Origin of the sequence: Brotaphodocola sp., assembly GCF_050873065.1 — a bacterium.
Lineage (GTDB): Bacteria > Bacillota > Clostridia > Lachnospirales > Lachnospiraceae > Brotaphodocola.
Map to the genome: position 1 here is coordinate 15,801 of NZ_JBNMIC010000015.1, position 26,283 is coordinate 42,083.

Annotated in this window: 24 protein-coding genes; 21 read left to right on the forward strand and 3 right to left on the reverse strand. The window is 50.1% G+C overall.

Features of this window, described 5'->3' with window-relative positions; all coding sequences use genetic code 11:
• Window positions 1-97 precede the first annotated feature (97 nt).
• The 4 genes from ACR0QE_RS05860 to ACR0QE_RS05875 all read left to right on the forward strand — a co-directional run bounded on the left by ACR0QE_RS05860 (window position 98) and on the right by ACR0QE_RS05875 (window position 3,548).
• Entirely contained in the window at window positions 98-1,786 is a 1,689-nt protein-coding gene (locus ACR0QE_RS05860; RefSeq protein ID WP_432627430.1) for a PIN domain-containing protein, read from the forward strand.
• A gap of 181 nt (window positions 1,787-1,967) precedes the next feature.
• Window positions 1,968-2,459, forward strand: a complete 492-nt coding sequence (locus ACR0QE_RS05865; protein WP_432627467.1) for an HD domain-containing protein — start codon at window positions 1,968-1,970, stop codon at window positions 2,457-2,459.
• 259 nt (window positions 2,460-2,718) lie between these two features.
• Entirely contained in the window at window positions 2,719-3,084 is a 366-nt protein-coding gene (locus ACR0QE_RS05870; RefSeq protein WP_432627431.1) for a helix-turn-helix domain-containing protein, read from the forward strand.
• Window positions 3,085-3,107: 23 nt separating this feature from the next.
• Window positions 3,108-3,548 carry a hypothetical protein gene (locus ACR0QE_RS05875; RefSeq protein ID WP_432627432.1) on the forward strand — a complete coding sequence of 147 codons (441 nt, stop codon included), beginning with the start codon at window positions 3,108-3,110 and terminating at the stop codon, window positions 3,546-3,548.
• Here the strand turns inward: ACR0QE_RS05875 and ACR0QE_RS05880 are convergent.
• A complete protein-coding gene (locus ACR0QE_RS05880; protein ID WP_432627433.1) occupies window positions 3,545-4,102 on the reverse strand; it encodes a shikimate kinase in 558 nt (185 codons plus the stop codon). The genes ACR0QE_RS05875 and ACR0QE_RS05880 overlap by 4 nt on opposite strands.
• 257 nt (window positions 4,103-4,359) lie before the next feature.
• On the opposite strand from ACR0QE_RS05880, the gene ACR0QE_RS05885 reads away from it, so the two are divergent.
• Window positions 4,360-5,205, forward strand: a complete 846-nt coding sequence (locus ACR0QE_RS05885) for a DegV family protein (protein WP_432627434.1) — start codon at window positions 4,360-4,362, stop codon at window positions 5,203-5,205.
• A 32-nt stretch (window positions 5,206-5,237) separates the two neighbouring features.
• Here ACR0QE_RS05885 and ACR0QE_RS05890 read toward each other — a convergent pair whose 3' ends face one another.
• Window positions 5,238-6,212 carry a TIGR01212 family radical SAM protein gene (locus tag ACR0QE_RS05890; RefSeq protein ID WP_432627435.1) on the reverse strand — a complete coding sequence of 325 codons (975 nt, stop codon included), beginning with the start codon at window positions 6,210-6,212 and terminating at the stop codon, window positions 5,238-5,240.
• A gap of 411 nt (window positions 6,213-6,623) precedes the next feature.
• On the opposite strand from ACR0QE_RS05890, the gene ACR0QE_RS05895 reads away from it, so the two are divergent.
• The 8 genes from ACR0QE_RS05895 (at window position 6,624) to ACR0QE_RS05930 (ending at window position 15,317) form a co-directional block, all read left to right on the forward strand.
• Entirely contained in the window at window positions 6,624-7,910 is a 1,287-nt protein-coding gene (locus ACR0QE_RS05895; protein WP_432627436.1) for a galactokinase, read from the forward strand.
• Window positions 7,910-9,529 (forward strand): metallophosphoesterase, encoded by a 1,620-nt coding sequence (locus ACR0QE_RS05900; protein ID WP_432627437.1) that lies wholly within the window; start codon window positions 7,910-7,912, stop codon window positions 9,527-9,529. The genes ACR0QE_RS05895 and ACR0QE_RS05900 overlap by 1 nt, the downstream gene beginning before the upstream one ends.
• Before the next feature lie 246 nt (window positions 9,530-9,775).
• Complete coding sequence (locus tag ACR0QE_RS05905) at window positions 9,776-10,639, forward strand: YitT family protein (RefSeq protein ID WP_432627468.1); 864 nt, start codon at window positions 9,776-9,778, stop codon at window positions 10,637-10,639.
• A 90-nt stretch (window positions 10,640-10,729) separates the two neighbouring features.
• Entirely contained in the window at window positions 10,730-11,542 is an 813-nt protein-coding gene (locus tag ACR0QE_RS05910) for an ABC transporter permease (protein ID WP_432627438.1), read from the forward strand.
• A gap of 154 nt (window positions 11,543-11,696) precedes the next feature.
• A complete protein-coding gene (gene spo0A / locus ACR0QE_RS05915; protein WP_432627439.1) occupies window positions 11,697-12,500 on the forward strand; it encodes a sporulation transcription factor Spo0A in 804 nt (267 codons plus the stop codon).
• A 206-nt stretch (window positions 12,501-12,706) separates the two neighbouring features.
• A complete protein-coding gene (gene glgA / locus ACR0QE_RS05920) occupies window positions 12,707-14,152 on the forward strand; it encodes a glycogen synthase GlgA (protein WP_432627440.1) in 1,446 nt (481 codons plus the stop codon).
• 155 nt (window positions 14,153-14,307) lie between these two features.
• The gene (locus tag ACR0QE_RS05925; RefSeq protein ID WP_432627469.1) at window positions 14,308-14,760 is read left to right on the forward strand and encodes an HD domain-containing protein; all 453 of its coding nucleotides are present in this window, start codon (window positions 14,308-14,310) and stop codon (window positions 14,758-14,760) included.
• 98 nt (window positions 14,761-14,858) lie between these two features.
• A complete protein-coding gene (locus ACR0QE_RS05930) occupies window positions 14,859-15,317 on the forward strand; it encodes a divergent PAP2 family protein (RefSeq protein WP_432627441.1) in 459 nt (152 codons plus the stop codon).
• 176 nt (window positions 15,318-15,493) lie between these two features.
• Here the strand turns inward: ACR0QE_RS05930 and ACR0QE_RS05935 are convergent, their stop codons facing one another.
• The gene (locus tag ACR0QE_RS05935; protein ID WP_432627442.1) at window positions 15,494-16,276 is read right to left on the reverse strand and encodes a type III pantothenate kinase; all 783 of its coding nucleotides are present in this window, start codon (window positions 16,274-16,276) and stop codon (window positions 15,494-15,496) included.
• Window positions 16,277-16,464: 188 nt separating this feature from the next.
• Here ACR0QE_RS05935 and coaBC point away from each other — a divergent pair, with 188 nt between their 5' ends.
• From coaBC to ACR0QE_RS05975, 8 genes are all read left to right on the forward strand, one after another.
• The gene (gene coaBC / locus ACR0QE_RS05940) at window positions 16,465-17,658 is read left to right on the forward strand and encodes a bifunctional phosphopantothenoylcysteine decarboxylase/phosphopantothenate--cysteine ligase CoaBC (RefSeq protein WP_432627443.1); all 1,194 of its coding nucleotides are present in this window, start codon (window positions 16,465-16,467) and stop codon (window positions 17,656-17,658) included.
• A 161-nt stretch (window positions 17,659-17,819) separates the two neighbouring features.
• Entirely contained in the window at window positions 17,820-19,412 is a 1,593-nt protein-coding gene (locus ACR0QE_RS05945; protein WP_432627444.1) for a peptide chain release factor 3, read from the forward strand.
• A 75-nt stretch (window positions 19,413-19,487) separates the two neighbouring features.
• Window positions 19,488-19,934 (forward strand): GatB/YqeY domain-containing protein, encoded by a 447-nt coding sequence (locus ACR0QE_RS05950; protein WP_432627445.1) that lies wholly within the window; start codon window positions 19,488-19,490, stop codon window positions 19,932-19,934.
• Between the two features lie 120 nt (window positions 19,935-20,054).
• Complete coding sequence (locus tag ACR0QE_RS05955) at window positions 20,055-21,461, forward strand: Sapep family Mn(2+)-dependent dipeptidase (RefSeq protein WP_432627446.1); 1,407 nt, start codon at window positions 20,055-20,057, stop codon at window positions 21,459-21,461.
• A gap of 123 nt (window positions 21,462-21,584) precedes the next feature.
• Window positions 21,585-22,103: a hypothetical protein gene (locus tag ACR0QE_RS05960; RefSeq protein ID WP_432627447.1), complete on the forward strand. Its 519-nt coding sequence runs from the start codon at window positions 21,585-21,587 to the stop codon at window positions 22,101-22,103.
• Between the two features lie 27 nt (window positions 22,104-22,130).
• Complete coding sequence (gene metF, locus ACR0QE_RS05965) at window positions 22,131-22,988, forward strand: methylenetetrahydrofolate reductase [NAD(P)H] (RefSeq protein WP_432627448.1); 858 nt, start codon at window positions 22,131-22,133, stop codon at window positions 22,986-22,988.
• Window positions 22,989-22,999: 11 nt separating this feature from the next.
• Complete coding sequence (locus ACR0QE_RS05970; protein WP_432627449.1) at window positions 23,000-23,638, forward strand: vitamin B12 dependent-methionine synthase activation domain-containing protein; 639 nt, start codon at window positions 23,000-23,002, stop codon at window positions 23,636-23,638.
• 54 nt (window positions 23,639-23,692) lie between these two features.
• Window positions 23,693-26,146, forward strand: coding sequence for a homocysteine S-methyltransferase family protein (locus tag ACR0QE_RS05975; RefSeq protein WP_432627450.1), 2,454 nt, complete (start codon window positions 23,693-23,695; stop codon window positions 26,144-26,146).
• Window positions 26,147-26,283: the final 137 nt, after the last annotated feature.

Here is a 26,283-nt window from a genome sequence, read left to right on the forward strand (position 1 = left end):
TATAATGGAATCAGCGCTGAAGTTTCCGGACATAATTTCCGAACCGAATTTCCGTACAGAACAGCCGGACGGAATGGAAAGGATAAAATAGGATTTTATGAAAAGAACGTATTTGATTGACAGTGAAAATATCAATGATGTATGGGTGGAAATCCTGGATGCCCTGGGAATCGGGGACTGTATCATGGTATTTTTCACAGATAAGAGCGCACACATGGGATACGACCGAATTGTTCGTCTGATGGAGCTGGAGAAGGGAACTGTGAAATGGATTCGCTGCTTTGGCGGACAGAATGCACTGGATTTCCAGCTTGTCACAGAGCTTGGACACCAGATCTGTCAGGATCAGGAACGCGAATATGTGATTGTTTCCAATGATACCGGATATGACGCAGCGGTTCGCTACTGGCAGCAGAGAGGGTGCAGCGTCAGCCGGATCAAGGGAATTGAGTGCACGAAACTTGCCGCCAGGGCAAAGAAACAGCGCCAGGAAGAAGCGCGTCAGGAGCAGTTTAAGGACCAGTGTGATGAGCAGTGTCAGAACGAGCAGTATCCGAAAGAACTGGATAGGGAAAAATCTTGTCAGATCGATCAGGAAGACAGCTGTCTGAGAAGTGCAGCTGATACGGATTCCGTTGATGCGGATGCAGCCGCAGCGGTGGCGGACACTTCAAAGCAGGAGAGTGACCAGTCATCCGATGATTTCGTTCATACAGAACAGGAAGAGCAAGCAGAGCAGATGAAAGCGCGAAAACCAGCTCAGAAAAAGCGCAAAAAGACCAAGTCGTCCGCAGTTCTTGCGAAAACACTTTTTGACAAAGTGGCGACGCCTGAGCGAAAAGCACAGATGGAGTCCCTGACAGACACGGCAAAGACGGCGCTCGGAGCAGTGCTTGAGACGGCGACAGAGATGATTGCAGAGCAGATCGCAGAGAAAAAAGCAGAGCCCAAGCGGCAGGAGAATCAGACGCGTGAGACTCGGACACCGGATCCTCAGACACCGGAGACTCAGGAAGAGGAGTATCCGGAACTTGAGGATGAGAGAGATCTGAATTACGACCCTGAAAATCCGGATGAGGAAGACGATTCTGAAACTGCAAAATCCCCGAAGGCTGAAGACAGAGATGTCGAAGACACAGACTCTGAAAAGAAAACTTCTGAGGAGAAGACTCCTGAGAAGAAAACTTCTGAAAAGAGAAGCTCTGAATCCGGACATGAAAATTCCGGGAACGGGGAAATCGAAGCTGAGAAGAAGTCTGAGACGATAAAAGAACAGTTATCCGCTGCGAAGCTGAGCGAGGAAGAGGAAGCCGAGAGAATGATTGCATACACACCGTGCCAGAGATCGATTCTGAGGATTTTCCGCGCGAGTGGAAGTGCCGATCCACATCAGGATCTCGAATTTTTCATGGAACTTTGCAGCACGGTGAAACTCTCTGATATGTCAATGGTTCACAATGTGCTGGAGTATCAGTTTGGCCAGGCAGTTGGCAACAGTCTGTATCGCTATCTCAAGGAGAATCCGAAATGCCGCGAGGAACTTTCTGCCGGTTACAACAGCCGGAAAAAGCAGAGGGAGAGAGCGTATCTGGACCTGATTTTAAAGAGAAATCAGATTGAATTTCAGGAGGACATGACGGAGACAGTCTGGAAGATTCTGACAGCACTTCCCCGCAAAAATCTGAGTGGAATTCACACTGCTCTGGTGAAAAAGTTCGGTCAGGAAGCGGGAAGCAGCTGCTATGCGGTGCTCCGCAACCATGTGAAAATCATTCGCGATCTGTAAGAGATAAGACAGGGCAGGAAGCGAGAGACGAAAGACGGAAGGATCAAAGACCAGAAATTAGGAATCAAAAATCGAAAATCGAAGATCAGGAATCGAAAGAAAACGAAAACAGTGAAATGGGAAATATAAGAGCCCTAAAGCCCTAAAACCGGAAAACTGGAAATGAGGAAATGTCATGGAGATGCAGCAGGCGAGACTGATGGATGCAATGATCGCTTATGATCATGGGGATGTGAAACGAATTCAGCACTTTGTGAAAGTGCATGATTTTGCAGCGGCAATCGGAAGGCTCGAAAAGCTTGACGAGGAGACGCAGTTTATTCTGGAGAGTGCGGCGATTCTGCATGATATTGGCATTCATGTCAGTGAACAGAAATATGGTTCAAGCAACGGGAAATATCAGGAACTGGAGGGTCCGGCAGAGGCCGAGAAACTCATGCGGGAAGTGGACGGTTACACGGAGCGTCAGATTGACCGGATCAAGTATCTGATCGGTCATCACCACACTTACCATGAGATTGACGGGATGGACTACCAGATTCTGATTGAAGCAGATTTCCTTGTGAATCTTTATGAAGACGGGGAATCAAAGGAGACGGCAGAGGCGGTACGCAGTCGGATTTTCCGCACAAAAGCGGGAATTCGTTTTCTGTCGCAGATGTTCGGAATTTGATGGGATTTTGGTTCGGATGAAAAAGAAAAGATGTCCGCTTTAGCGCAAGACGGGTGGCTGGCATGGTGAATGGAAATTCACATGCCGGCTGCCTGTTTTTTTGCTTTTTTAAACCACAGGTTCAATGACAACATGTCCGTTTTGCAGTATAATAAAAGAACAATGAACGAAGAAAGTAAGGGTGGATTGTCCGAGAAAAAAATGATAAAATAGAGTCGTGTTTATTTGTGGGTGGGAAGAGAAAAACGGAGGAAAAGGTATGAAACCGATTTACATGTCGATTCAGCAGGCAGAGACAGGAAACCGGATTAAGGCTCTTCTGGAAAAGAATGGCTATACGGTAAAGGACATCCAGGGTGCCATGGGATTTGAGAATCCGCAGGCGATTTATAAATGGCTGTCCGGAAAAACACTGCCGAGTCTTGACAATCTCTTGATTTTGAGCCGAGTACTGCACACCACTATGGAAGATATCCTCGTCATTGACGGGGGTATTTCTTTTTGCTCTGCAAATGGATATCATGCATATCATGGAGGTGTCTATGAGATGCCTATTGGTTTATTGGCTTCTAAGAGTGCATCAATCAGGCGTTCGTTAATTTATTTCGGATATCTTCAGACATAACATCGGGAAGAGAGGAGACTGGCATGAGAGTAGAAAAGAAAAAGTATGTCGCGCTGGACAAGAGAAGCAAGCGTGAGCAGAGAGAATACTATTCGAGTATGAGATGCGGGTGGAACGGTTTGAATCCGGCGACGAGAACGATGCCGAATGGCAAGGCATACAGACGAAACAAGGCAAAACAGGAAGAGAAAAGACTCAGCAGGGAATTCCGGGAAGGAGGTCTGCTGAGTCATTTTTTGTATGATAGGAAATTGCGTCCTATCATACAAAAAATGCTCCGCAAGGATGCGCACTCGGCGCAGGGGAAGATGGTTGCCAAAGCAACCGCGCCTCGGCGCGAGAATGTGCCAAGGCACATTCTTTTTTATAAGACAGTGATGGGGAAAGTATGTTTTTCAACACACCCCAATATTCAGTATAAAACCCAACACACCAGCGCCATAAGCCTCATATCTGAGGTTTAGCTGTTCAGCGCGGTGAGAATTTCCTGACAGATCTCCTTTGCACTTTTTCCGTCTGTCGCAACGGTGATGTCGGCGACAGATTCATAGCGGCTGCGCCGTTTTTCCATCAGACTGCGGATATATTCCACATTCATGTTGTTGTTTAAAATCGGCCGGTCCGTGTTGTCTTTCACACGCTCATAGACAGTTTCAGGAGTTGCGGTCAGAAGCACGATGCGTCCACACTGTTTCATGATCTGCGTATTTTCCTCACGCATGACAGCGCCGCCACCGCAGGAGACGATCATCGGTGAGCAGCCGGAGAGATTTTTGAGAAGAGTGGTCTCAAGGTCGCGAAAATAAGCTTCTCCATGTGTCGCAAAGATATCCGGGATCGACATTCCCTCTTCTCTTGCGATGGTCTCATCCATCTCCATCTGGTCTGCCGGAAGCATTTTTTTGAGCTGGGCGGCGACAGTGCTCTTTCCAGCCCCCATAAATCCGATGAGAAAGATATGGGAATTTAAGGAGAATGTCTGAACCTGATTTTCATTTGAATGGTTTGTGTATTCCATAATTGAGATAAGTCCTTTCAATCTGTATTTATGAAAAATTATAGCAGGCGTCAGGGCGAATGACAATAAGCGTTTCTGTCTGCGTGATGCGTGAACGGTGACAAGGAATGGTTAAGATACAGGTTCAGATACAGAGGAAAACTCGAAAAATCCGCGAAGAGAAAAGAGTAGCAATATAAATAACAATATGTTATAATAAGTAGTATTGAAAACCAGATATTGGGGTAAAAATGTTTCGGAAGGAGAATTTTGAGACTATGAGTTATAAAGTGACAGGAGACAGCTGCCTGGATTTGACAAAGGAGATGAAGCAGGATCCGCACTTTCAGATGGTTCCGCTGACACTTCAGGTGGATGATCATATGGTGATAGATGACGAGACGTTCGATCAGAAAGCGTTTATTAAGATGGTGAAGGAGAGTCCGAACTGCCCGAAGACGGCATGTCCGTCGCCGGAAGCATTTAAGAATTCTTATGAGGGAGATGCGCAGGATGTCTATGCGATTCTTCTGTCCAGTCATCTGAGCGGATGTTACAACAGTGCAGCGGTCGGAAAAGACATGTATGAGGAAGAGCATGGGGCAGACCACAAGAATATTCTCGTGCTGGATTCTGAGTCCGCATCTGCGGGAGAGTTAAATCTGGCGCTTTATGTCCGTGATATGTATGAGCAGGGAATGAAGTTTCCGGAGATTTCAAAGAGACTTGTGGAGCTTCGCGACCGCCAGAAGACGTATTTCGTGATTGACTCCTTAGAGCCGCTGCGAAAGAATGGCCGCCTGACAGGGCTTCAGGCATTTTTTGCGACAGCGCTGAACATCAAGCCGGTGATGGGTGCCGACCATGGAACGATCATCAAGCTTGAGCAGGCAAGAGGCATCAACAAGGCATTGTCGAGAATGTGTGAGATCGCTGTGCGCGAGGCAGAGAATCCGTCCGAGCGCCGTGCAGTGATTGCCCACTGTAACTGCCCGGATCGCGCGGAGTATGTAAAAAATGAGCTGATGAAGCGTGCAGAATTTAAAGAGATTGTGGTCACGGAGACAGCCGGAGTGGCGACCGTCTATGCCGGAGATGGCGGCATCGTACTTGCCGTGGTATAACTCAGAGTGGATGTCCGGAGTGGCTGTGCACGTCAGTGTGGGCGTGCACAACCCTGATAAATATTTCGTTCTTTAAAGCGTCTGGTGAGCGTGTTGAGCACCAGGCGCTTATTTGCGCTCCAGAGAGGGGCGACGAGGAGACTCTTAGGGCCATCGCCGGTGAGCCGGTGAATCACAATCTCGGGCGGAAGGATGCTGACGCAGTCGATGACGAGATCGAGGTATTCTTCCATGGAAAAAACGGAAAAAGGGTGATTCTCGTAATAGGTGCACAGATCGGTACCGCGCAGGATATGAAGAAGCTGAAGTTTGATGCCCTGAATATCCCGGGAGCCGAGCCAGGAGACCGTTTTTAGCATATCCTCCCGGCTTTCTCCGGGAAGTCCGAGGATCACATGGACAATCGTCTCAAGATTGTGGGCACGAAGCCGCTCAAGTGCGTCCTCAAAGCAGGACAGCGGGTAGCCGCGCCGGATAAAGCGGGCGCTCTCCTCATGGATCGTCTGAAGCCCGAGTTCGATCCATACGGGCTTGATCTGGTTTAATTCCTCGCAGAGATCGAGAACCTCGTCGGAAAGACAGTCGGGACGGGTTCCGATTGCGAGTGCCCGGACGGACGGGTGGGCAATTGCCGAGGAGAAGAGAGTGCGCAGGTAGGGGACAGGCGCGTAGGTGTTGGTGTAGGACTGAAAATAGGCGAGATAACTTTCGGGAGATTTGCCCATCTTGTGGCGGATGCGCAAGCCTGCCTCCTCAATCTGCATCTGCACAGCCAGGGAGAGATCCGGGGAAGCCGTGCCATTTGCAGACAGAGCAGACAGATTCTGCTTTGCGGCGAAGTCGCCGGATCCGCCTTCACTGCAGAAGATGCATCCGCGCCTTCCGAGCGTGCCGTCGCGGTTCGGGCAGGTCATGCCGCCGTCGAGGGCAACTTTATATACTTTTGTTCCAAAGCGTTTCTTTAATTCCCAGTCGAGGGAGTGATATGGTTTTCCGTTCCAGTCCATAGTGCCTCATTTCTTTGCGAAAATTTATGTTTCTTTTTCTTTTGTGGATTCTTGATTCTTCTGGTAAGTGTCCTGTTTTGGGTTAAATGCGTGCGCAAGTTATTTTACACGAATGGGGGTTATCGTTGGGTGTTATTATAATGCAGAAAAAATTTTTCTTCAAGATGCCGGGGAAATGTGTGAATTGCAGCATGGCAACACAAAAATGTAACAATTTCAAAGAATATCATATTGTTACCACTCTGAAAAATGTGATATACTCTTAGCGTCTTCCAGAATAAGTCTGCCTCATTTTTGATGTCTTTGGGCTGTTCTTTATGCTCTTTGGAAAATGTGGCAGAAAACAAGGGACCAGATCAGAAAACGGGGATTTTAAATGCAGGACTTGCATGGAAATTGGAGGAGAAGGATATGAGATCAGAAGAAACACTGCAGTTACTCGAGACCGAGGGAGCAAAACGTCTGATGAGACAGCTTTATGGGGAGAAAGCAGCAGAGAACACCGACCGATATCGCCATGTTGCGCGGAAATTTCAGGATACATACGGAGATCAGGACCTGATGCTGTTCAGCTCTCCGGGCAGAACCGAGATCAGCGGCAACCACACGGACCACAACCATGGAAAAGTGCTTGCGGGAAGTATCAACCTTGACTGTGTGGCAGCGGCAGCAGTGAATCATTCCTCGAAAGTGAATATCATCAGCGAGACGTTCAATCAGAACTTTACGATTGATTTAAACGATCTTGAGCCGAGCCCGAAAAAGGCAGGAACAGTTGATCTGATCAAGGGACTGCTTAAGGGATTTGAGGAGAGCGGATACAAGATCGGCGGTTTTGATGCCTACATCACGAGCAATGTCATCAGTTCCGCAGGTGTGAGCTCATCTGCATCTTTCGAGATGCTGTTATGTTCCATGATCAATCGTTTCTTCAATGAGGGACGCATGGACACGGTTGCATACGCACACATCGGAAAATATGCAGAAAATGTATACTGGGATAAGGCTTCCGGACTGCTTGACCAGATGGCATGCGCAGTTGGCGGCCTGATCACGATCGATTTCTTAAATCCGAATGAGCCGAAGGTCGAAAAGATTGATTTTGACTTTGCATCCCGCAATCACAGCCTGATTATCGTTCAGACCGGACGCGGACATGCCGATCTGAGTGCGGATTATTCGGCGGTTCCGGCAGAGATGAAGAAAGTTGCCGAGTATTTTGGAAAAGAGGTTTGCGCACAGATTACGGAGGAGCAGCTGATTGAGCATTTAAAGGGAGTACGCGAGTATGCGGGAGACCGCTCTGTCCTCAGAGCCCTTCATTTCTTTGAGGAGAACAAGCGTGTCGAGGCGGAAGTCAAGGCACTGAAAGAGGGACGCTTTGACGATTTCCTGAAGAACGTGACGGCTTCCGGAAATTCTTCCTGGAAATGGCTTCAGAACTGCTATACCAACACCAACTATCAGGAGCAGGGAATTTCGATTGCTCTCGCCCTGACAGAATTGTTTATAGAGGAGAAAAAGCGGGGAGCCTGCCGAATTCACGGCGGCGGATTCGCGGGAGTCATTATGGCAATGCTGCCGAATGATCTTGTGGACGAGTATGTGGCTTTCATTGAAAAAGCACTCGGTGAGGGAAGTGCATACCGGATGACAATCCGTCCTTACGGGGCAATCTGCGTCAATGACGAGATTTGATGAAACTGAAAAAATATTTACACCTTTTATGTTACGTGGTTCTGATTCTGGTCTGTGCAGGAGTGGTCTGGCTGTTAGGGGAACTTGGCGGCAGTCACTCCGGGACAGGAAAGGAGACAGAACACTCTGCACAGGAGCCTGGGGAGTCGGAAGAGGGCACCGGTGCGGGGGAGACTTCACAGCCGGAGGCGGGAGAATCTTCCGATGAGTCAGACGTCTCCGGGACAGAAAATCAGGAAAATGGGGAAGCCGGGCAGGAGGAATCCTACGAAGCCTGGCTTTCTGATGTTTTGAAACGCAACCCGCACAAGGGCAGAAAAAATAACGGTGGGAAAAAACATTCTTCATCAGGAAAAGGCGGGGAGGAGAGCGAAGAGCAGGAGGAATATGTTCCGCCGACGATCATGGTTGTCTCGGATCTTCACTATATGAGCCAGACGACGCATGATGACGGAAAAGCTTTCTGGAGCATGGTTGCAAACGATGACGGAAAGACGGACCAGTACAGCGACTTTCTGATGGATGCGCTTGAGGACACCGTCCTTGAGAAGATGCCGTCGGCCCTTGTTCTGACCGGTGACATCACGCTGAACGGAGAGCGGGAGAATCACGAGAAGCTTGCAGAGCGCCTTCGGGCGATTCAGGATGCGGGCGTTCCCGTCGTCGTGATTCCAGGCAACCATGACATCAGCAACAAGAATGCCGCGACGTATTTCGGGGAGGAGAAAGAAGAGGCAGAATATCTGCACTCGGGAGAAGAATTCTATGAGATCTATCATGAATTCGGTTTTGACCAGTCTCCAAACCGCGATGAAAATTCGCTGAGCTATGTGTATCCGGTTGATGCCGGACATTGGCTTTTAATGCTGGATTCCTGCCAGTATGAAAACGGAAATAAGGTGGGAGGGCGGATCCGGCCGGAGACGTTAACCTGGCTTGGGGTTCACCTTCGCGTCGCGCAGGAACACGGAATCGAGGTGCTTCCGATGGCGCATCACAACCTGCTTTCAGAAAGCCGGATGTACACGTCCGAATGTACGCTTGAGAATACTTATGATACCGTAAATCTGCTGGAATCCTATCAGGTTCCGCTCTATATCAGTGGCCACCTCCATGTAGAGCGAATCAAGAAACACAAGTCTGAGCCGGGAAAGACGGAATCGGACTATGGCATTTCGGAGATTGTGATGCCGCCGTTCTCGATCCCGGCCTGCCAGTACGGAGTCCTCTCGTGGGACACGGAGGGCGGCATGCATTTTCAGACGGAAAAGCTCGACGTCGAGGCGTATGCGAGAAAGGTCGGCAGCACGGATGAGCATCTTTTGCATTTTTCAACCTGGGCGCCGGAGTTTGTGAAGGAGATTATCAAGAATCAGGTGGCAAAGAGCATTACGCTTGTGCCGGATGATCTGAAAGAGGAGATGGCATCACTCTATGCAGAACTCTACTATGATTACTGCTGTGGAAACAAGATGAGCTGGGAACCGGTCCGTACGACGGCGGGATATAAGCTGTGGCAGAGAGTCCTTCCGGATGGCGTGTACACAAAGCGAATCGCCCAGATGATTGAGGATGTGCGGGAGGATCTGCACACCTGGGATTCCACGAAATATCAATAGAAATCCTGTACCCCGCCCAATCAGAAGAATGTTTGCTATTTTCATGCAAATGCGATATATTGTGCACGGAACCGCTGTGAAGCGATACGTGCACGTTGCGGGCGCAGGCAAAAAGGCAGTTCCATTATCAGACAGAAAAAATAAGAGCAGCAAAGGCGCTGCAAAAATTCACAGACAGAATGTATGAAAATCGTTTTGTATGTGTTTTTTTGTGCCTTTCAAGGAGAGATTATGGCAACACAGGATATTCAAAACATCAAAAACCCAGTTTTAAAAAAGTGTGCGGAATATGGAATGATCACGGTCAGCATCTGGATCATGGTGATCGGAATCTATTTTTTCAAATTTCCGAACAACTTCGCGTTTGGCGGAGTGACCGGTTTTTCCTCGATTGTGGGAAAGGTCACGCCGATCAGCGCGAGTGACTTTACGTTTGCGGCAAACACCGCGCTTCTGATTCTGGGATTTCTCTTTCTCGGAACGGATGTCGGGATCAAGACGGTCTATTCGAGCATGCTGATGTCGTTCAGCCTCTCGGCACTTGAGCGGATCTGTCCGCTCAGTGCACCGCTTACCGATCAGCCGATGCTGGAGCTTGTCTTTGCGATCTTTCTTCCGGCAGTCGGATCCGCGATTTTGTTCAACATCGGAGCATCGAGCGGAGGAACAGACATCATCGCGATGATCCTGAAAGCGCATTCGAGCTTAAATATCGGCACAGCACTATTGTGCGTCGATGTGGCTTCCGTCCTGATGTCATTTTTTGTGTTCGGACCGACGACGGGACTTTACTCCTCCCTCGGTCTGATGGCGAAATCGCTGGTCATCGATGAAGTGATTGAGAACATCAACCTCTGCAAATGTTTTACGATCATCTGTGATGATCCCGAGCCGATCTGCCATTACATCATCCACGATCTGAACCGGAGTGCGACGACGTACAAGGCGCAGGGAGCATTCACGCATCACAACAAGACCGTGATTCTGACGACGGTCAAGCGCGCACAGGCCGTGTGGCTGCGCAACTACATCCGCAAGCAAGAGCCGGATGCATTTATTCTGATCTCGAATTCGAGCGAGATCATCGGAAAGGGATTTCTTCAGAGCTGATCATTCTGTAATGATACAATGATACAGTTGTTTTCTTCCTGCATATAGTGAAGGTATCAGGATTGGACTTTATCTGACCGGGAGGAAACTATGGATCAGTTTCAGGAAGAATATAGAAGACAGGAAGAATTGCACAGAAGAAGGGTGAAAGTGGTTCGGCAGATGCTGCTCGTTCTGCTTCTCGCCCTGTGGGAACTCTGCACGAGACTGAAAATCATTGATGGATTTATTTTCAGCTCTCCGTCCAGAGTTCTTTTTTGTCTCGCGAAGATGGTGCGGGACGGAAGTATCTGGGAGCATCTGGGAATCACGATTTTTGAGACGATAGTGAGTTTTTTGCTCGTGACGGGAATCGGGATTTTTGTGGCGGTGATTCTTTGGTCAAGCCGGACGGCGGCGGAGATACTCGAGCCGTATCTTGTCATGCTCAACAGCCTGCCAAAATCAGCTCTGGCGCCGATGCTGATTGTATGGCTTGGGAGTCATGTCCGCACGATTATCGTGGCGGCTGTCTCCGTCGCCGTGTTTGGGTCGATCATGACGCTCCACGCGGGATTTGAGGAGACGGACCCGGATAAGATCCGTCTGGTCCACTCACTTGGCGGAGGGAAAAAGGAGGTGCTCACGAAGGTCCTGCTTCCGGGAGCAGTTCCTCTGATTGTCAGCAACATGAAAGTCAATGTGGGTCTCTGCCTCGTCGGAGTGATTATCGGGGAGTTTCTTGCGGCAAAGAGAGGCCTCGGTTATCTGATTATTTACAGCAGCCAGACATTTCAGCTTGACATTCTGATGATGAGCATTCTGATTCTCTGCGTGGTCTGTGCCCTGCTCTACACAGGAATCTCCCTCTTAAAACATCTCGCAGAGTTCGACAGGAATTCCAAAAAAGAAAAATTGTTATAAAGAAATCGCCGGAGCGTATAAAAAACTTTGTAGGTTCTTGTAGATATTTGTCGAATGCCGCGCCGAAAAGAATTTGCATTGAGACAAAGGCAGAGGCTATAATACATTTTATTACAGGAAATGATTACAGGAAAAGGAAGAGGAGGAATGAAAAATGACAGATTTTCGCGTGGTAATTGCAGAAGATAATCCGCAGATGATGGCCCTGATTCAGCAGATGCTGGAGGATGAAAAAGGATTTTGTGTTGTGGGAAAAGCGGACAACGGAGAAGACGCATGTGAGACAATTCGAAAGACCGACCCTGACCTGGTGTTGCTGGATGTAATCATGCCAAAACTTGACGGAATTTCCGTGATGGAAAAAATTCGCAAAGAGCGGGCAGGCAAGCAGCTCCCGGCCTTTATCATGGTGACGGCCGCCGGAAGTGAGCGCGTTGCGCAGGAGGCTTTTCAGCTCGGAGCAAGTTACTATATCATGAAGCCATTTGAGAAGAGTATTTTGATGGATAAAATCAAGCGTGTCTGCCGGAGCGTGTCGGCGGAATCCCAGCAGGAACCAAAGCGGGTTGTCCCGTACTCAGATCCGGGAGAGTATATCAAGCAGAATCTGGAGAACGATGTGACACAGCTTCTCCACGAGATCGGAATTCCGGCGCATATCAAGGGATACCAGTACCTGCGCGATGCGATCTCAATCTCAGTCGAGGAGAAAGATATGCTCGTGTCAGTGACGAAAGTTCTGTATCCGACAATTGCAAAGCGCCACAACACAACCTCGAGCCGTGTCGAGCGCGCAATCCGCCATGCGATTGAGGTTGCATGGAGCCGGGGAAGACTCGATACGCTGCACAAATTGTTCGGATATACGGTGAGCACGGGAAAAGGAAAACCGACAAACTCCGAATTTATCGCACTGGTCTCCGACAAGATTCGTCTGGACTACAAACGACTGGCATAAATCTGGAAAGAAAAGCAACTTATTTGTGTTTTTTGAAGATTTTACTTTCTAAATTGCCGCAAATATTGTATACTTGAAGATACGAGATCACGGTTCCCGGACGGGGATTTCTGGGAGGAAAGGAAAGCCAGAAAGTTATGCTTCCGGGGACGGTGACGAGATGAGAATCCGCGCGGGGAGCGGGTGACGGTAGAGGAGGGGATTCGATGAAAAACATTTTATTTGTGGCATCGGAAGCAGTTCCATTTATTAAGACAGGAGGACTGGCAGACGTTGTCGGCTCACTGCCAAAATGTTTTGACAAACAGTATTACGATGTGCGTGTGATGATTCCGAAGTACATGTGCATTCCGGAAAAATGGCGCAACAACATGACCTATGTAAACCATTTCTACATGGATTATCTCGGTCAGAGCCGCTATGTCGGAATTCTGCAGTATGTGTATGATGGAATCACTTATTATTTTATTGACAATGAATCTTATTTCAGCGGTCCGAAACCTTATGGAGACTGGCTTTACGATGATGAGAAGTTCTGCTTCTTCTGCAATGCGGCACTCTCTGCACTGCCGGTGATCGGATTCAAGCCGGATGTTGTCCACTGCCACGACTGGCAGACCGGTCTGATTCCTGTTTACTTAAAGGACCGTTTCCGCGGCGGAGAATTCTTCCAGAATATCAAGTCCGTGATCACAATCCACAACCTGAAGTTCCAGGGTGTCTGGGATGTGAAGACGATTCAGCGTTTCTCAATGCTTCCGGATTATTACTTCACGCCGGATAAGCTTGAGGCATACAAGGATGGAAACCTCTTAAAGGGCGGAATTGTGTTTGCAGATGCGATCACGACCGTGAGCCCGACGTATGCGGAGGAGATCAAGATGCCGTTCTACGGCGAGGGCCTTGACGGCCTGATGCGTGCCCGCGCGAATGATCTGCGCGGAATCTTAAACGGCATTGACTACGATGAGTTCAATCCGGAGACAGATAACCTGATTGCCCAGAGCTACAATGCAAAGAATTTCCGTAAGGAGAAGGTAAAGAACAAGCGTGCCCTTCAGGAGCAGTTAGGACTTCCGGTTGATGAGAAGAAATTTACCGTCGGAATCGTTTCCCGTCTGACAGACCAGAAGGGTCTTGACCTGATTCAGTGCGTGATGGATGAGCTGTGCAGCGATGATATGCAGCTGATCGTTCTCGGAACCGGAGATGAGCAGTACGAGAACATGTTCCGTCACTATGACTGGAAGTACCACGATCGCGTTTCTGCGCAGATCTATTACTCCAATGAGCTGTCTCACAAGATCTACGCGGGCTGTGATGCATTCCTGATGCCGTCCCTGTTTGAGCCGTGCGGACTCAGCCAGCTGATGGCACTGCGCTATGGTACCGTTCCGATTGTGCGTGAGACCGGCGGACTCAAGGATACCGTAGAGCCGTACAACGAGTATGAGAGCAGAGGAACCGGTTTCTCCTTCTCGAACTACAATGCACATGAGATGCTCGACACAGTTCGCTATGCGAAACATATCTACTACGACAAAAAGCGGGAGTGGAACAAGATCATTGACCGGGCGATGGCAGCAGACTTCTCCTGGCATGCTTCGGCAATGAAATATCAGGAGCTCTACGACTGGCTGATTGGATATTAAAAAATCAGATATTGAGAGATAAGGTGAGTTGTTTGATCAGAGAACAGAACCGGCTGACCGCCAAGGAGCGGCTTCAGCTGAGGGAATGGCTGGAAGATACCAGCTGGGCCGCACTCGGGCGGTATGCGGGGGATGAGGAGTATTTGAGCTGTGTGATGGACATTCTGGAACATCCGGTGTTTCAGTCGATGGAACGTTACATTCAGCACGGACAGACAACGTGCCGGGATCACTGCATCCGGGTATCGTATCTGACTTACCGCATCTGCAGACGGATGGGATGGAACAGCAGGGAGGCGGCGAGAGCCGCTCTTCTCCATGATCTGTTTCTCTATGACTGGCATACTCATGGAAAGCTGACGGGAGAGCGTTTTCACGGCTTCACCCATCCGAGAACGGCAATGAACAATGCAGAGAAATATTTCCATGTGACGGAGGATCAGAAAAATATGATCCTTCGCCATATGTGGCCGCTGACTCCAATTCCGCCTGCGACAAAGGAGGGCATGGCGCTGTGTCTTGCAGACAAGGCGTGCAGTCTTGCGGAGGTCGGAGCCGGAGTCAGAGAGGCGCAGTGGTTTGGTAAGCTGTCCCATACTCTGCGATGAGCGGATACCGGGACGGAGATGACAGATTCCACAGAACCACAGGATAAAAATGGAATGAAAGCGAACAATAGCGAAGTCCGGATGGGAGTAAGAGAGACATGACATTCTGGGAAAGTTTATGCAGCAATGAGGTGCTGGTCAGTGCGCTGACCGGCTGGGTGGTCGCGCAGGTCCTGAAAACGATCATTGACTTTTCGATCAATAAGAGTTTTACGCCAGAGCGGTTGGTGGGATCGGGCGGAATGCCGAGTTCCCATTCTGCGACTGTGTGCGGGCTGACGACTTCCGCGGGATTGTGCTACGGAGTGAGCTCGTTTGAGTTTGCGATCTCCTTTGTGCTGGCAGCGGTTGTGATGTACGATGCGATCGGAGTGCGCCAGGAGACCGGAAAACAGGCAAAACTTCTGAATCTGATTATGGAGCAGGATTTCTTCAAGCTCGACAATGAGCATATCCAGAAACGGCTCAAAGAGTTTGTGGGACACACCCCGCTTCAGGTTGCGGCGGGAGCCGTGCTTGGTATTCTGCTTGCGCTCTGGATCCATTCCTTGTATTGATCCCTGAATTCCTGAATTTATGTAAGTTTGTGAGTATGGAGTCTGAAAGTCGAACGGGAACCCGATACAGACATAAAGAAATAAAAAAGAAAGAGAATAATAAAAGAAAGAGAGGGCGCTTGCCCGGCAGGATATAGGAATATGATTTTGCCGGACAGGCAGCCCTCTCTTTATGCTTATGCGTTCTGCTTTGCGCTGTTGTTCTTCTCGTAGAGAATCAGAAGTCCCTTTAAGAGCAGGGCGTCATCGTAGACAATCTTGTGACGGCAGAGCGGGACAACGAAGCGGGAGAGGCCGCCGGTTGCCACGATAGACGGGGTGGTTCCAAGCTCTTCTTCCATGCGGTCGAGAATTCCGTCGATCATGCCGGCATTGCCGTACATGATTCCACTTCTCATGCAGTCGATCGTGTTTTTGCCGATGACACTCTTTGGAATGTCGAGGCTGATTGACGGGAGCTGTGCGGTCTTGCTGCTCAAAGAGTCGAGGGAGACGCGAAGACCCGGGAGAATCACACCGCCGATGTAATTTCCAGAGTGATCGACAACGGAGAGGGTTGTCGCGGTTCCCATGTCAATGACAATGATCGGGCACGGATAGTCGTGGATTGCAGCAACCGCATCAACGATCATATCGCTGCCGACGGTTTTCGGGTTGTCCATCAGAATGTTCATTCCGGTCTTGATGCCTGCGCCGACGAGCATCGGGTGATAACCGAGGATTTTCTTGACGGCGGAGGAGATCACGGCATTGAGCGGCGGAACAACAGAGGAGAGGATCGCTCCCTCGATCTGTGCCGGTTCAATGTGGTGGATTTCCAAAATATTTTTGATGTTGATGGCATACTCCGTGCCGGTCTTATCGTGGCTCGTGGTCACGCGCTCCACAAAGTATGTCTGTTTGTCATCGATACAGCCGATGACAATGTTTGTATTACCCATATCGATTGCTAATATCATACAAAACTCCTTTAAAATAAATTTGATGTATTTTCTTTTTCAGTCCAGAAAATTCTTATCTGTGTATATGAATACCTTAGCATATAATGGAACGAAACTCAAATGGAATCCCTTTTAATGCAAAGAAAATTGTGATATACTGAGTTGAAAAAGACTCATTTGACACAGAGATAGCAGGGAGGATAGAAATGCTACAGGGAAAGACCGTGGTAATTGGCGTGACGGGCGGAATCGCTGCCTATAAGATCGCAAGTCTTGTCAGCATGCTGAAGAAACAGCACGCAGATGTGCGCGTGATCATGACGAAAAATGCGACGAATTTTATTACACCGGTGACATTTGAATCGTTGACCGGAACAAAATGTCTGGTCGACACGTTTGACCGGAATTTTGAGTTTCAGGTGGAGCACGTTTCGCTTGCAAAGCAGGCGGATGTCTTTATGATTGCTCCGGCGACGGCAAATGTGATTGCAAAGGTGGCGCATGGTCTTGCGGATGATATGCTGACGACGACCTTCCTTGCCTGCAAAAAGCCGAAATACATCGTTCCGGCGATGAACACGCAGATGTACGAGAATCCGATCACTCAGGATAATTTAGAGATCTGCCGCAGATACGGAATGCACGTGATCGAGCCGGCGAGCGGTTACCTCGCGTGCGGGGATACCGGAGCCGGAAAGATGCCGGAGCCGGAATTGCTGTTTCAGTATCTGGTTCAGGAGGTTGCCTTCCCGAAGGATCTTGTCGGAAAGAAGATTCTTGTGACTGCGGGGCCGACGAGAGAGGCGATCGATCCGGTCCGCTACATCACGAACCACTCGACCGGAAAGATGGGCTATGCGATCGCGCGCGCGGCAGCACGCCGTGGTGCCGAGGTGACGCTCGTCTCCGGACCGGTCGATCAGGAAGTTCCGCTCGGTGTGAAACTCGTCCCGGTTGTGAGTGCGCGCGATATGTTTGAAGCCGTGACTTCTGCAAGCGCTGAGCAGGATGCGATCATCAAGGCTGCGGCTGTCGCGGATTACCGCCCGGCGGTTGTCGGCACGGAGAAGACAAAAAAGACGGACGGGGATATGAGCATTGCGCTTGAGCGGACGGATGACATTCTCTCCTGGCTTGGAAATCACCGCAGAGAGGGACAATTCCTGTGTGGATTCTCGATGGAGACCCAGAATATGCTTGAAAACTCCAGGGCGAAGCTTGACAAGAAGCATGTCGACATGATTGTCGCAAACAATTTAAAGACGGCTGGTGCCGGATTCGGGACGGACACGAACGTTGTGACGCTGATCACGCGTGACGGGGTCGAAGAACTTGAAAAAATGTCGAAAGATCAGGTTGCACATGTGCTTCTCGACCGGATTTTCGGTTGTCAAAACTGAATTTCTCTGATAAGATTAAAGGTTGAGACAAAAAACTAAAACTTGGAATGGCCGAGGCAGAAAATAACAGAGAACCGAGAGGCCATTCTGCAAAGAGAGTAAAGAGTAAAATAAAATTACAGCAAGAGTAATGAAAGTAAGAGTAATTGGAGGAAAGACGCTTGTCAAATATAGCAGAAGAAATTAAGAAACGAAGAACCTTTGCGATTATTTCCCACCCGGATGCAGGTAAGACGACCCTGACCGAGAAATTCCTGCTCTACGGAGGAGCCATCAATCTGGCAGGTACCGTAAAGGGAAGAAAGGCTGCAAAACATGCGGTTTCTGACTGGATGGAGATCGAGAAGGAGAGAGGAATTTCTGTCACCTCGTCCGTCATGCAGTTTGAGTACGACGGATACTGCATCAACATTCTGGATACGCCGGGACATCAGGACTTCTCGGAGGATACCTACCGTACCCTGATGGCAGCGGACAGTGCAGTCATGGTCATCGACGGATCAAAGGGTGTCGAGGCACAGACAATCAAGCTGTTTAAAGTCTGTGTGATGAGAAAAATCCCGATCTTCACATTCATCAACAAGATGGACCGTGAGGCGAGAGATCCGTTTGAGCTGATGGACGAGATCGAGAACGTGCTCGGCATCCGCACCTGCCCGATCAACTGGCCGATCGGCTGCGGAAAGAACTTCAAGGGTGTGTATGACCGCCACGACAAGACGATCACGACATTCACTGCGGCGATGGGCGGACAGAAGGAAGTTGCAACCCAGACGTTCGATGTCGACGGAACGGATGTGGAGTCTGTGATCGGAGCGGATTATCACCAGCAGCTTCTCGACGAGATTGAGCTTCTCGACGGAGCCGCAGATGAGTTCGATATGGACCGTGTCAGCCGAGGAAACCTCTCACCGGTCTTCTTTGGATCGGCGCTGACCAACTTCGGTGTGGAGACCTTCTTAAAGCATTTCCTGAAGATGACAAGCTCCCCGCTTCCGAGAAGAACGACGACCGGAATCATTGATCCGTTTACGGAGAAGTTCTCCGCTTTCGTCTTCAAGATTCAGGCGAACATGAACAAGGCACACCGCGACCGTATCGCTTTCATGAGAATCGTGTCCGGCAAGTTTGAGGCCGGAATGGAAGTCAATCATGTTCAGGGCGGAAAGAAGCTGAGACTGACCCAGCCGCAGCAGATGATGGCGCAGGACAGAAAGATTGTCGATGAGGCTTATGCGGGAGATATCATCGGTGTCTTCGATCCGGGTATCTTCTCGATCGGCGATACGCTCTGCCTGTCGAATGAGAAGTTTGAGTTTGAGGGTATCCCGACTTTCGCACCGGAGCACTTTGCACGTGTGCGCCAGATCGACACAATGAAGAGAAAGCAGTTCTTAAAGGGCGTTTCCCAGATTGCACAGGAAGGTGCGATCCAGATCTTCCAGGAGTTCAATACCGGTATGGAGGAGATCATCGTCGGCGTAGTCGGAGAGCTTCAGTTTGAGGTTCTGACCTACCGTCTGGAGAATGAGTACAATGTAGAAGTAAAACTCGAGAAACTGCCGTATGAGTACATCCGCTGGATTGAGAATAAGGATGAGGTGGATGTCGCACGCATTCAGGGTACATCCGATATGAAGCGCATCAAGGACCTCAAGGACAACCCGCTTCTGCTGTTTGTAAACAGCTGGAGTGTCGGCATGGTTGAGGAGAGAAACCCGGGTCTCAAGCTCAGCGAGTTTGGACGCAGTTAAGTTAATCGATAGGATTTAGAATCCATATCAGAAATATCAAAAATATCAGAATCAGATTAGAGAGGAGAACATGTCATGAGTAAGATCAATGTAGTAAGAGCAGCAATGGTTGAGGCAATGAAGGCAAAGGATAAGGCGAGAAAGGATTCCCTTTCCATGCTTCTGTCCGCTCTGAAGAATGCAGAGATTGACAAGCGCGAGCCGCTGACCGAAGAGGAAGAGAATGCGATCGTAAAGAAAGAGATCCGTCAGACACAGGAGACGTATGATCTTGCTCCGGCAGACCGCACAGACATCAAGGAAGAGGCTGCTGCAAGAATGGCTGTTTACAAGGAGTTTGCTCCGGAAGACATGAGTGCAGAGCAGATTGCCGAGGTCATTAAAGGCGTGCTTGCAGAGCTTGGAATTGAGAAGCCTACCGGTGCAGATAAGGGCAAGATCATGAAGGTCCTGATGCCGAAGGTAAAGGGCAAGGCAGACGGCAAGCTGGTCAACCAGACTCTGTCTGATATGATGAAATAAGATCTGCCAGGAAATCCCGGCGGAAAAATTGCAGAAGCGAACTGCAAAAAGAAATTGCAGAAAGAAATAAATTGCAGAAATGAATTGCAGAAATGGAATCTGCAGAAAGCGAGTGACACCATGTACAAGGACAAAATTGACGCATATATTGAAGCACACAAACAGGAGATGATCGAGGATATCTTCGAACTTTGCCGAATCAACAGTGAAAAGATGCCGGCAGAGGAGGATATGCCGTTTGGACCGGGCGCAGCAGAGTGTCTGGACACCGCTCTGGATATGGCAGAGGGATACGGATTTGAGACTCTTGATTATGACGGTTATGTCGGCTGCATCGATATAAGTGAGGAACTGCCGAGACATCTCGACATTCTGGCTCATCTCGACGTTGTTCCGGCAGGCGAGGGATGGACCGTGACCCAGCCGTTTGATCCGATTGAGAAGGACGGACGTCTGTACGGACGTGGAACTGCGGACGATAAGGGACCGGCAGTTGCAGCACTCTACGCGATGCGTGCAGTCAAGGAACTTGGAATTCCGTTAAAGAAGAATGTCCGCCTGATCCTCGGAACGGATGAGGAGTGTGGAAGCTCCGACATCAAGCATTATTACAGCACGGAGAAGGAAGCTCCGATGACGTTTTCTCCGGATGCCTCCTATCCGCTTGTAAATGTGGAGAAGGGACGTTTCCCGGGGCATTTCACAAAGGAATTTGAGGCATCTTCTGCACTGCCGAAGATCGTGAAGATCAATGCGGGAACAAAGATCAATGTCGTTCCGGGCAAGGCAAAGGCAGTCGTAAAAGGAATTGAGAAGGCAGTTCTTGAGCGTGCAGAGGCAGAGACCACTCAGGCAATCGGCGTGAAGTTTGAAAATGACTGGAACGGCGATGAGGCAGAGATCACTGCTGTTGGAGCAGGCGCTCATGCTTCCACCCCGGAGGATGGAAATAACGCGCTGACCGGACTTGTCAACCTGTTGTGCCGTCTGCCGTTTGCGCAGAGTGCCCAGTTTGACTCTCTGAAGGCAGTTGCCGAGCTTTTCCCGCACGGCGATATGAACGGAACGACGATCGGTGTTGACATGCAGGATGAGATTTCCGGACGCATCACGCTCTCCCTCAACATGCTGACTGTGACCGATACGACGTTTGACGCTGAGGTTGACGGAAGAATCCCGGTCTGCGGAACAGATGAGAACGTGCTGGAAGTTGTGAGAAAGAGACTTGGCGAGCATGGATTTACACTGCACAACAAGGCACTGATCGCTCCGCATCATGTGAGTGAGGATTCCGACTTTGTGCGTACTCTGCTCAAGGCGTATGAGGCGTATACCGGCGAGAAGGGCACCTGCCAGTCCATGGGCGGCGGCACCTATGTTCACCACTTAAAGAACGGAGTCGCTTTCGGAGCTTCGATGCCGGGCGTGGACAACCGCATGCATGGGGCAGACGAGTTCGCAAATGTTTATGATCTTGTGACCAGTGCAAAGATCTTTGCTTTAGCGATTGCAGAGCTTTGCGGCTGATTGGAAGACGGATTTGCATCGGATCACGAATCACTCTGAGTGACATGGAGAAGGACAGATTCCCGCAGACTGTGTATTTTCTGTTTGATTGTCTGCGGGAATTGTTTTCAGAAAGGGGAAACGATGATTCGCAGGATTTGTCCGATCTGTGATCAGGTCATGGCGGGAAAACATTACTGCCGGACGTGTCACAGCTGGGTGCGCCATCCGCGGATTCAGGATGTGACGTACTATCTGAATGAGCGCCATCCGCAGAAGGAATCTTCCTGTGCCTATCACAGTGAGGATTTCGATTCGGTACATAAAAAGAGTCAGAAGAAGGCTGAAAAGAAAAAGTCAAAGGCTGACAAGGCGCAGAGAGACGACCAGATTCAAAAGGTCGAATCGGTCTGGCAGAGCGGGGATGCTTCAAAGACCGGCAAGAATGAGAAGAAGAATAAGAGTGGGAAAGATACCAAAGCTGTAAAGAAAAATGAGATGGATCCGAACAGGGACTGGGAGGAGACATTCGGAAGAAAGAAGGATAAGTCTGATCGGGAAGGCGGCGGAAAGACAATCGGGGCATTTTCCGCGTTTCTGATTATGGTTGTGATCTGGAAAATCCTGCTTTCGATCTGGGATATCATCCAGACATTTTTCTGACAGAGCAAAACTCACAGGAGGGATGACATGAAAATCAGAGATATTCTGGCAGAGGGAAAACCAACTCTGTCATTTGAGGTATTTCCGCCGAAGACGGAAGATAAATTTGAGTCTGTAGAGAAGGCAGCGCTGGAGATTGCAGGGTTGAATCCGGCATTCATGAGTGTCACTTACGGAGCTGGCGGCGGAACGAGCGATTACACCGTTGAGATTGCATCTGCCATTCAGGCGCATGGAGTCACTCCTCTCGCACATCTGACCTGCGTTTCTTCTACGCGGGAAAAGGTTCATTCCGTCCTCGGAAAACTCAAGGATCACGGAATTGAGAATGTGCTTGCGCTTCGCGGTGACATCCCGAAGGACGGAAAAGTAGAGCACGATTATCAGTATGCTTCCCAGCTGATCCGTGAGATCAAGGAAGCCGGAGATTTCTGCATCGGTGCGGCCTGCTATCCGGAGGGTCATGTGGAGTCCGCAAACAAATCCGAGGATATCCAGCACCTGAAAGAGAAGGTGGAGGCAGGCTGTGACTTTGTGACGACCCAGATGTTCTTCGACAACAACATTCTCTACAACTATCTCTACCGCATCCGCGAGAAGGGAATCACGGTTCCGGTGATCGCAGGCATCATGCCGGTGACGAATGCGGCTCAGATCAAGAGAATTCTCTCCATGTCCGGAACGTATATGCCGACCCGCTTCAAGGCGATTGTGGACCGCTTTGGCGACAATCCGGCTGCGATGAAACAGGCTGGTATCGCCTACGCGACGGAGCAGATCATTGACCTTCTTGCAAACCATGTGAATGGCATTCACGTATACTCGATGAATAAGCCGGATGTGGCGCAGCAGATCCAGGCAAGTCTGTCCGAGATCCTGAAATAGGATCGGGCAGGATGGAGTGGAATGAGCGGGAGATTCTGCGGTATTTAGGGCACCGGGGGCAGGAAATTCCGGAAAATGTAGAAGAATTAATCAAAGACTGTGAGCGGGAACTTGAGCAGGCGGCAACTCCCCGGGCGATGTGGAAAGAGTATCCGCTCTCAATCCGTGATCACATTCTGGATATGGGATTTTTGCAGACGAGAAGCAAAAGTCTGGAGAGAAATCTGAAAGACTGTGAGAGAGTCATTCTGTTTGCGGCGACACTCGGAAGTCAGGTGGATGTCCTTCTGCACCGCTACAACATGATTCAGATGAGCAAGGCAGTTGTGATGCAGGCAGCATCGGTTGCGATGCTTGAGACATTCTGCGATGAGAAAAATCAGGAACTCAAGGATTCTTATGAGGCGGACGGGTGGTACCTTCGCCCGCGTTTCAGCCCGGGTTACGGGGACTTTCCGCTCGAGTGCCAGCGCGAGATTGCGCCGGCGCTCGAGATGGGCAAGAGAATCGGAATCAATCTGACGGATACGCTTCTGATGATGCCGTCAAAGTCCGTGACGGCAGTGATCGGAGCGAGCCGTCTGCCAAGAAACTGTACCGTGCAGGGCTGTGAGGTCTGTGCAAAGCGGGATTGTGCATATCGCAGATAGAAAAAATCCGCGAGTGTCGACTTGAACTTAAGGAGAGAAGGGAAAACAGAGCGCATGGATATTTTACAGGAGATACAGAAGCGGATTTGCTTCTTTGATGGTGGAATGGGAAGTCTGCTTCAGGCAGCCGGCTTGAGACCGGGAGAACTTCCGGGAATCTGGAATATCACACATCCGGAGGAGCTGGTGAAGATTCACCGCGCTTATCTGGATGCCGGTGCTGACATCATGACGACAAACACGTTTGGTGTGGATGCACTGAAGTACAATGAGCATACCGAGTACCAGCTCGATCCGGTCATCACCGCAGCTGTCCGCAATGCGAAGAAGGCAGTGGAGATGAGCGGAAAGGATGCCTGTGTCGCCCTCGATATGGGACCTACGGGAAAACTGCTCAAGCCGCTTGGAGATCTCACGTTTGAGGATGCCTACGAGCTTTACAGCGAGGTTGTCCGGATCGGTGTCCGCGAGGGTGTGGATCTTGTGATCATTGAGACGATGAGCGACAGCTATGAGACGAAGGCAGCCGTCCTTGCGGCAAAGGAAAATTGTGATCTTCCGGTCTTTGTGACTGTGACCTTCGATGAGAAGGGAAAACTTCTGACGGGAGGAACCCCGGCGTCGATCGTTGCGATGCTTGAGGGTCTCGGAGTCGATGCGATCGGTATGAACTGTGGACTCGGCCCGGTTCAGATGAAAAAGATTCTGGGCGATATGCTTGCAGTTACCTCGGTGCCGGTCATCGTAAACCCGAATGCAGGTCTTCCGAGAAGTGAGAACGGTGAGACGGTCTACGACATCAATGCGGAGCAGTTTGCGGATGCGCTCGCAGAGATCGTCGACATGGGAGCACGCGTTGTCGGAGGCTGCTGCGGTACGACCCCGGATCACATCCGCCGTGTTGTGGAGCTGTGCAGGGACAAGACCCCGGTTCCGGTCGTGAAGAAGCACCGCAGTGTGATTTCTTCGTTCTGCAAGGCAGTTGAGATCGGAAAGAGCCCGGTTCTGATCGGAGAGCGCATCAACCCGACCGGAAAATCGAAGTTCAAGCAGGCACTTCGCGACCACAATCTCGAGTACATTCTCAGAGAGGGAGTGACCCAGCAGGATCACGGAGCGCATGTGCTCGATGTCAACGTGGGACTGCCGGAGATCGATGAGAAGGCAATGCTTGTCGAGGTAGTCCGTGAACTTCAGAGCATTGTGGAGCTTCCGCTCCAGATGGACACGACGGATGTCGATGCGATGGAGGCAGCACTTCGCGTCTACAACGGCAAGGCACTGATCAACTCCGTAAACGGAAAACAGGAATCGATGCATGCGATCTTCCCGCTTGTGAAGAAGTACGGCGGTGTGGTTGTCGCCCTCGCCCTCGATGAGAGCGGAATCCCGGAGACTGCGGAGGGACGAATCCAGGTCGCAAAGAAGATTTACCAGACTGCGGCAGAGTATGGAATCGAGCCGGAAAACATCATCATTGATGCGCTGTGTCTGACCGTCAGCTCAGACAGCCAGGGAGCAATCACGACACTTGAGACTCTGCGCCGTGTCCGCGATGAGCTTCATGGCTACACGGTTCTCGGTGTGTCCAACATCTCGTTCGGTCTTCCGCAGAGAGAAATCATCAATGCGGCATTCTTCACGATGGCGATGCAGAACGGACTTTCCGCAGCGATCATCAACCCGAATTCCGAGGCGATGATGCGCGCTTATTACAGCTTCAAGGCACTGATGGATCTCGATCCGCAGTGCGGAGAGTACATCAGTATTTACGGTGGTCAGCCGACGGTGAGTCTCGGTCAGAGTGTCGTTCGCTCCTCGGACGGAAAGACGGCAAAGAGCGGGGCAGGTGCAGCGGGCGATGCCGGCGGTGCAAGTCTTGAGGATGTGCTCGGAAACAGCATTATCCGCGGACTCAAGGATCAGGCGGGTGCAGCGGTAAGGGATCTCCTTGAGACAAAGGATCCGCTTGACGTGATCAACGGATGTATGATTCCGGCGCTCGATGTTGTCGGAAAAGGATTTGAGAAGGGAACTCTCTTCCTGCCACAGCTTCTGATGAGTGCGGAGGCGGCAAAGGCGGCCTTTGAGGTCATCAAGGATAAGATGGCAAAGAGCGGCCAGCAGCAGGAAAAGAAGGGAACGATCATCCTTGCAACCGTCAAGGGTGATATTCATGACATCGGAAAAAATATCGTAAAGGTTCTGCTCGAGAATTACAGTTACGATGTGCTTGATCTCGGAAAAGATGTTCCGCCGGAGCTGATCGTGGAGACAGCTGTGGAAAAGCATGTCATGCTCGTCGGTCTCAGTGCCCTGATGACGACGACGGTTCCGAGCATGGAGGAGACGATCCGTCAGCTCCGCGTTGCGGCACCGTGGGCAAAAGTTATGGTCGGCGGAGCAGTTCTTACGCAGGAGTATGCGGATACGATGGGCGCAGACCAGTACTGCCGGGATGCGATGGCTTCCGTCAATTATGCGGAGAGCGTGTTTGGAATCAGCTAGAATCGATGGATGAAAAAAAATCATGGAAAGGCGAACAGATTTGTTTGTGAAGAATCCATGAGGTGAGAGTGAGAGACGGAAAGGCAGAGGAGAGAAATCGAATTTGTTTTTCTGTCTCTTTTTCATTTTGTGGAAAA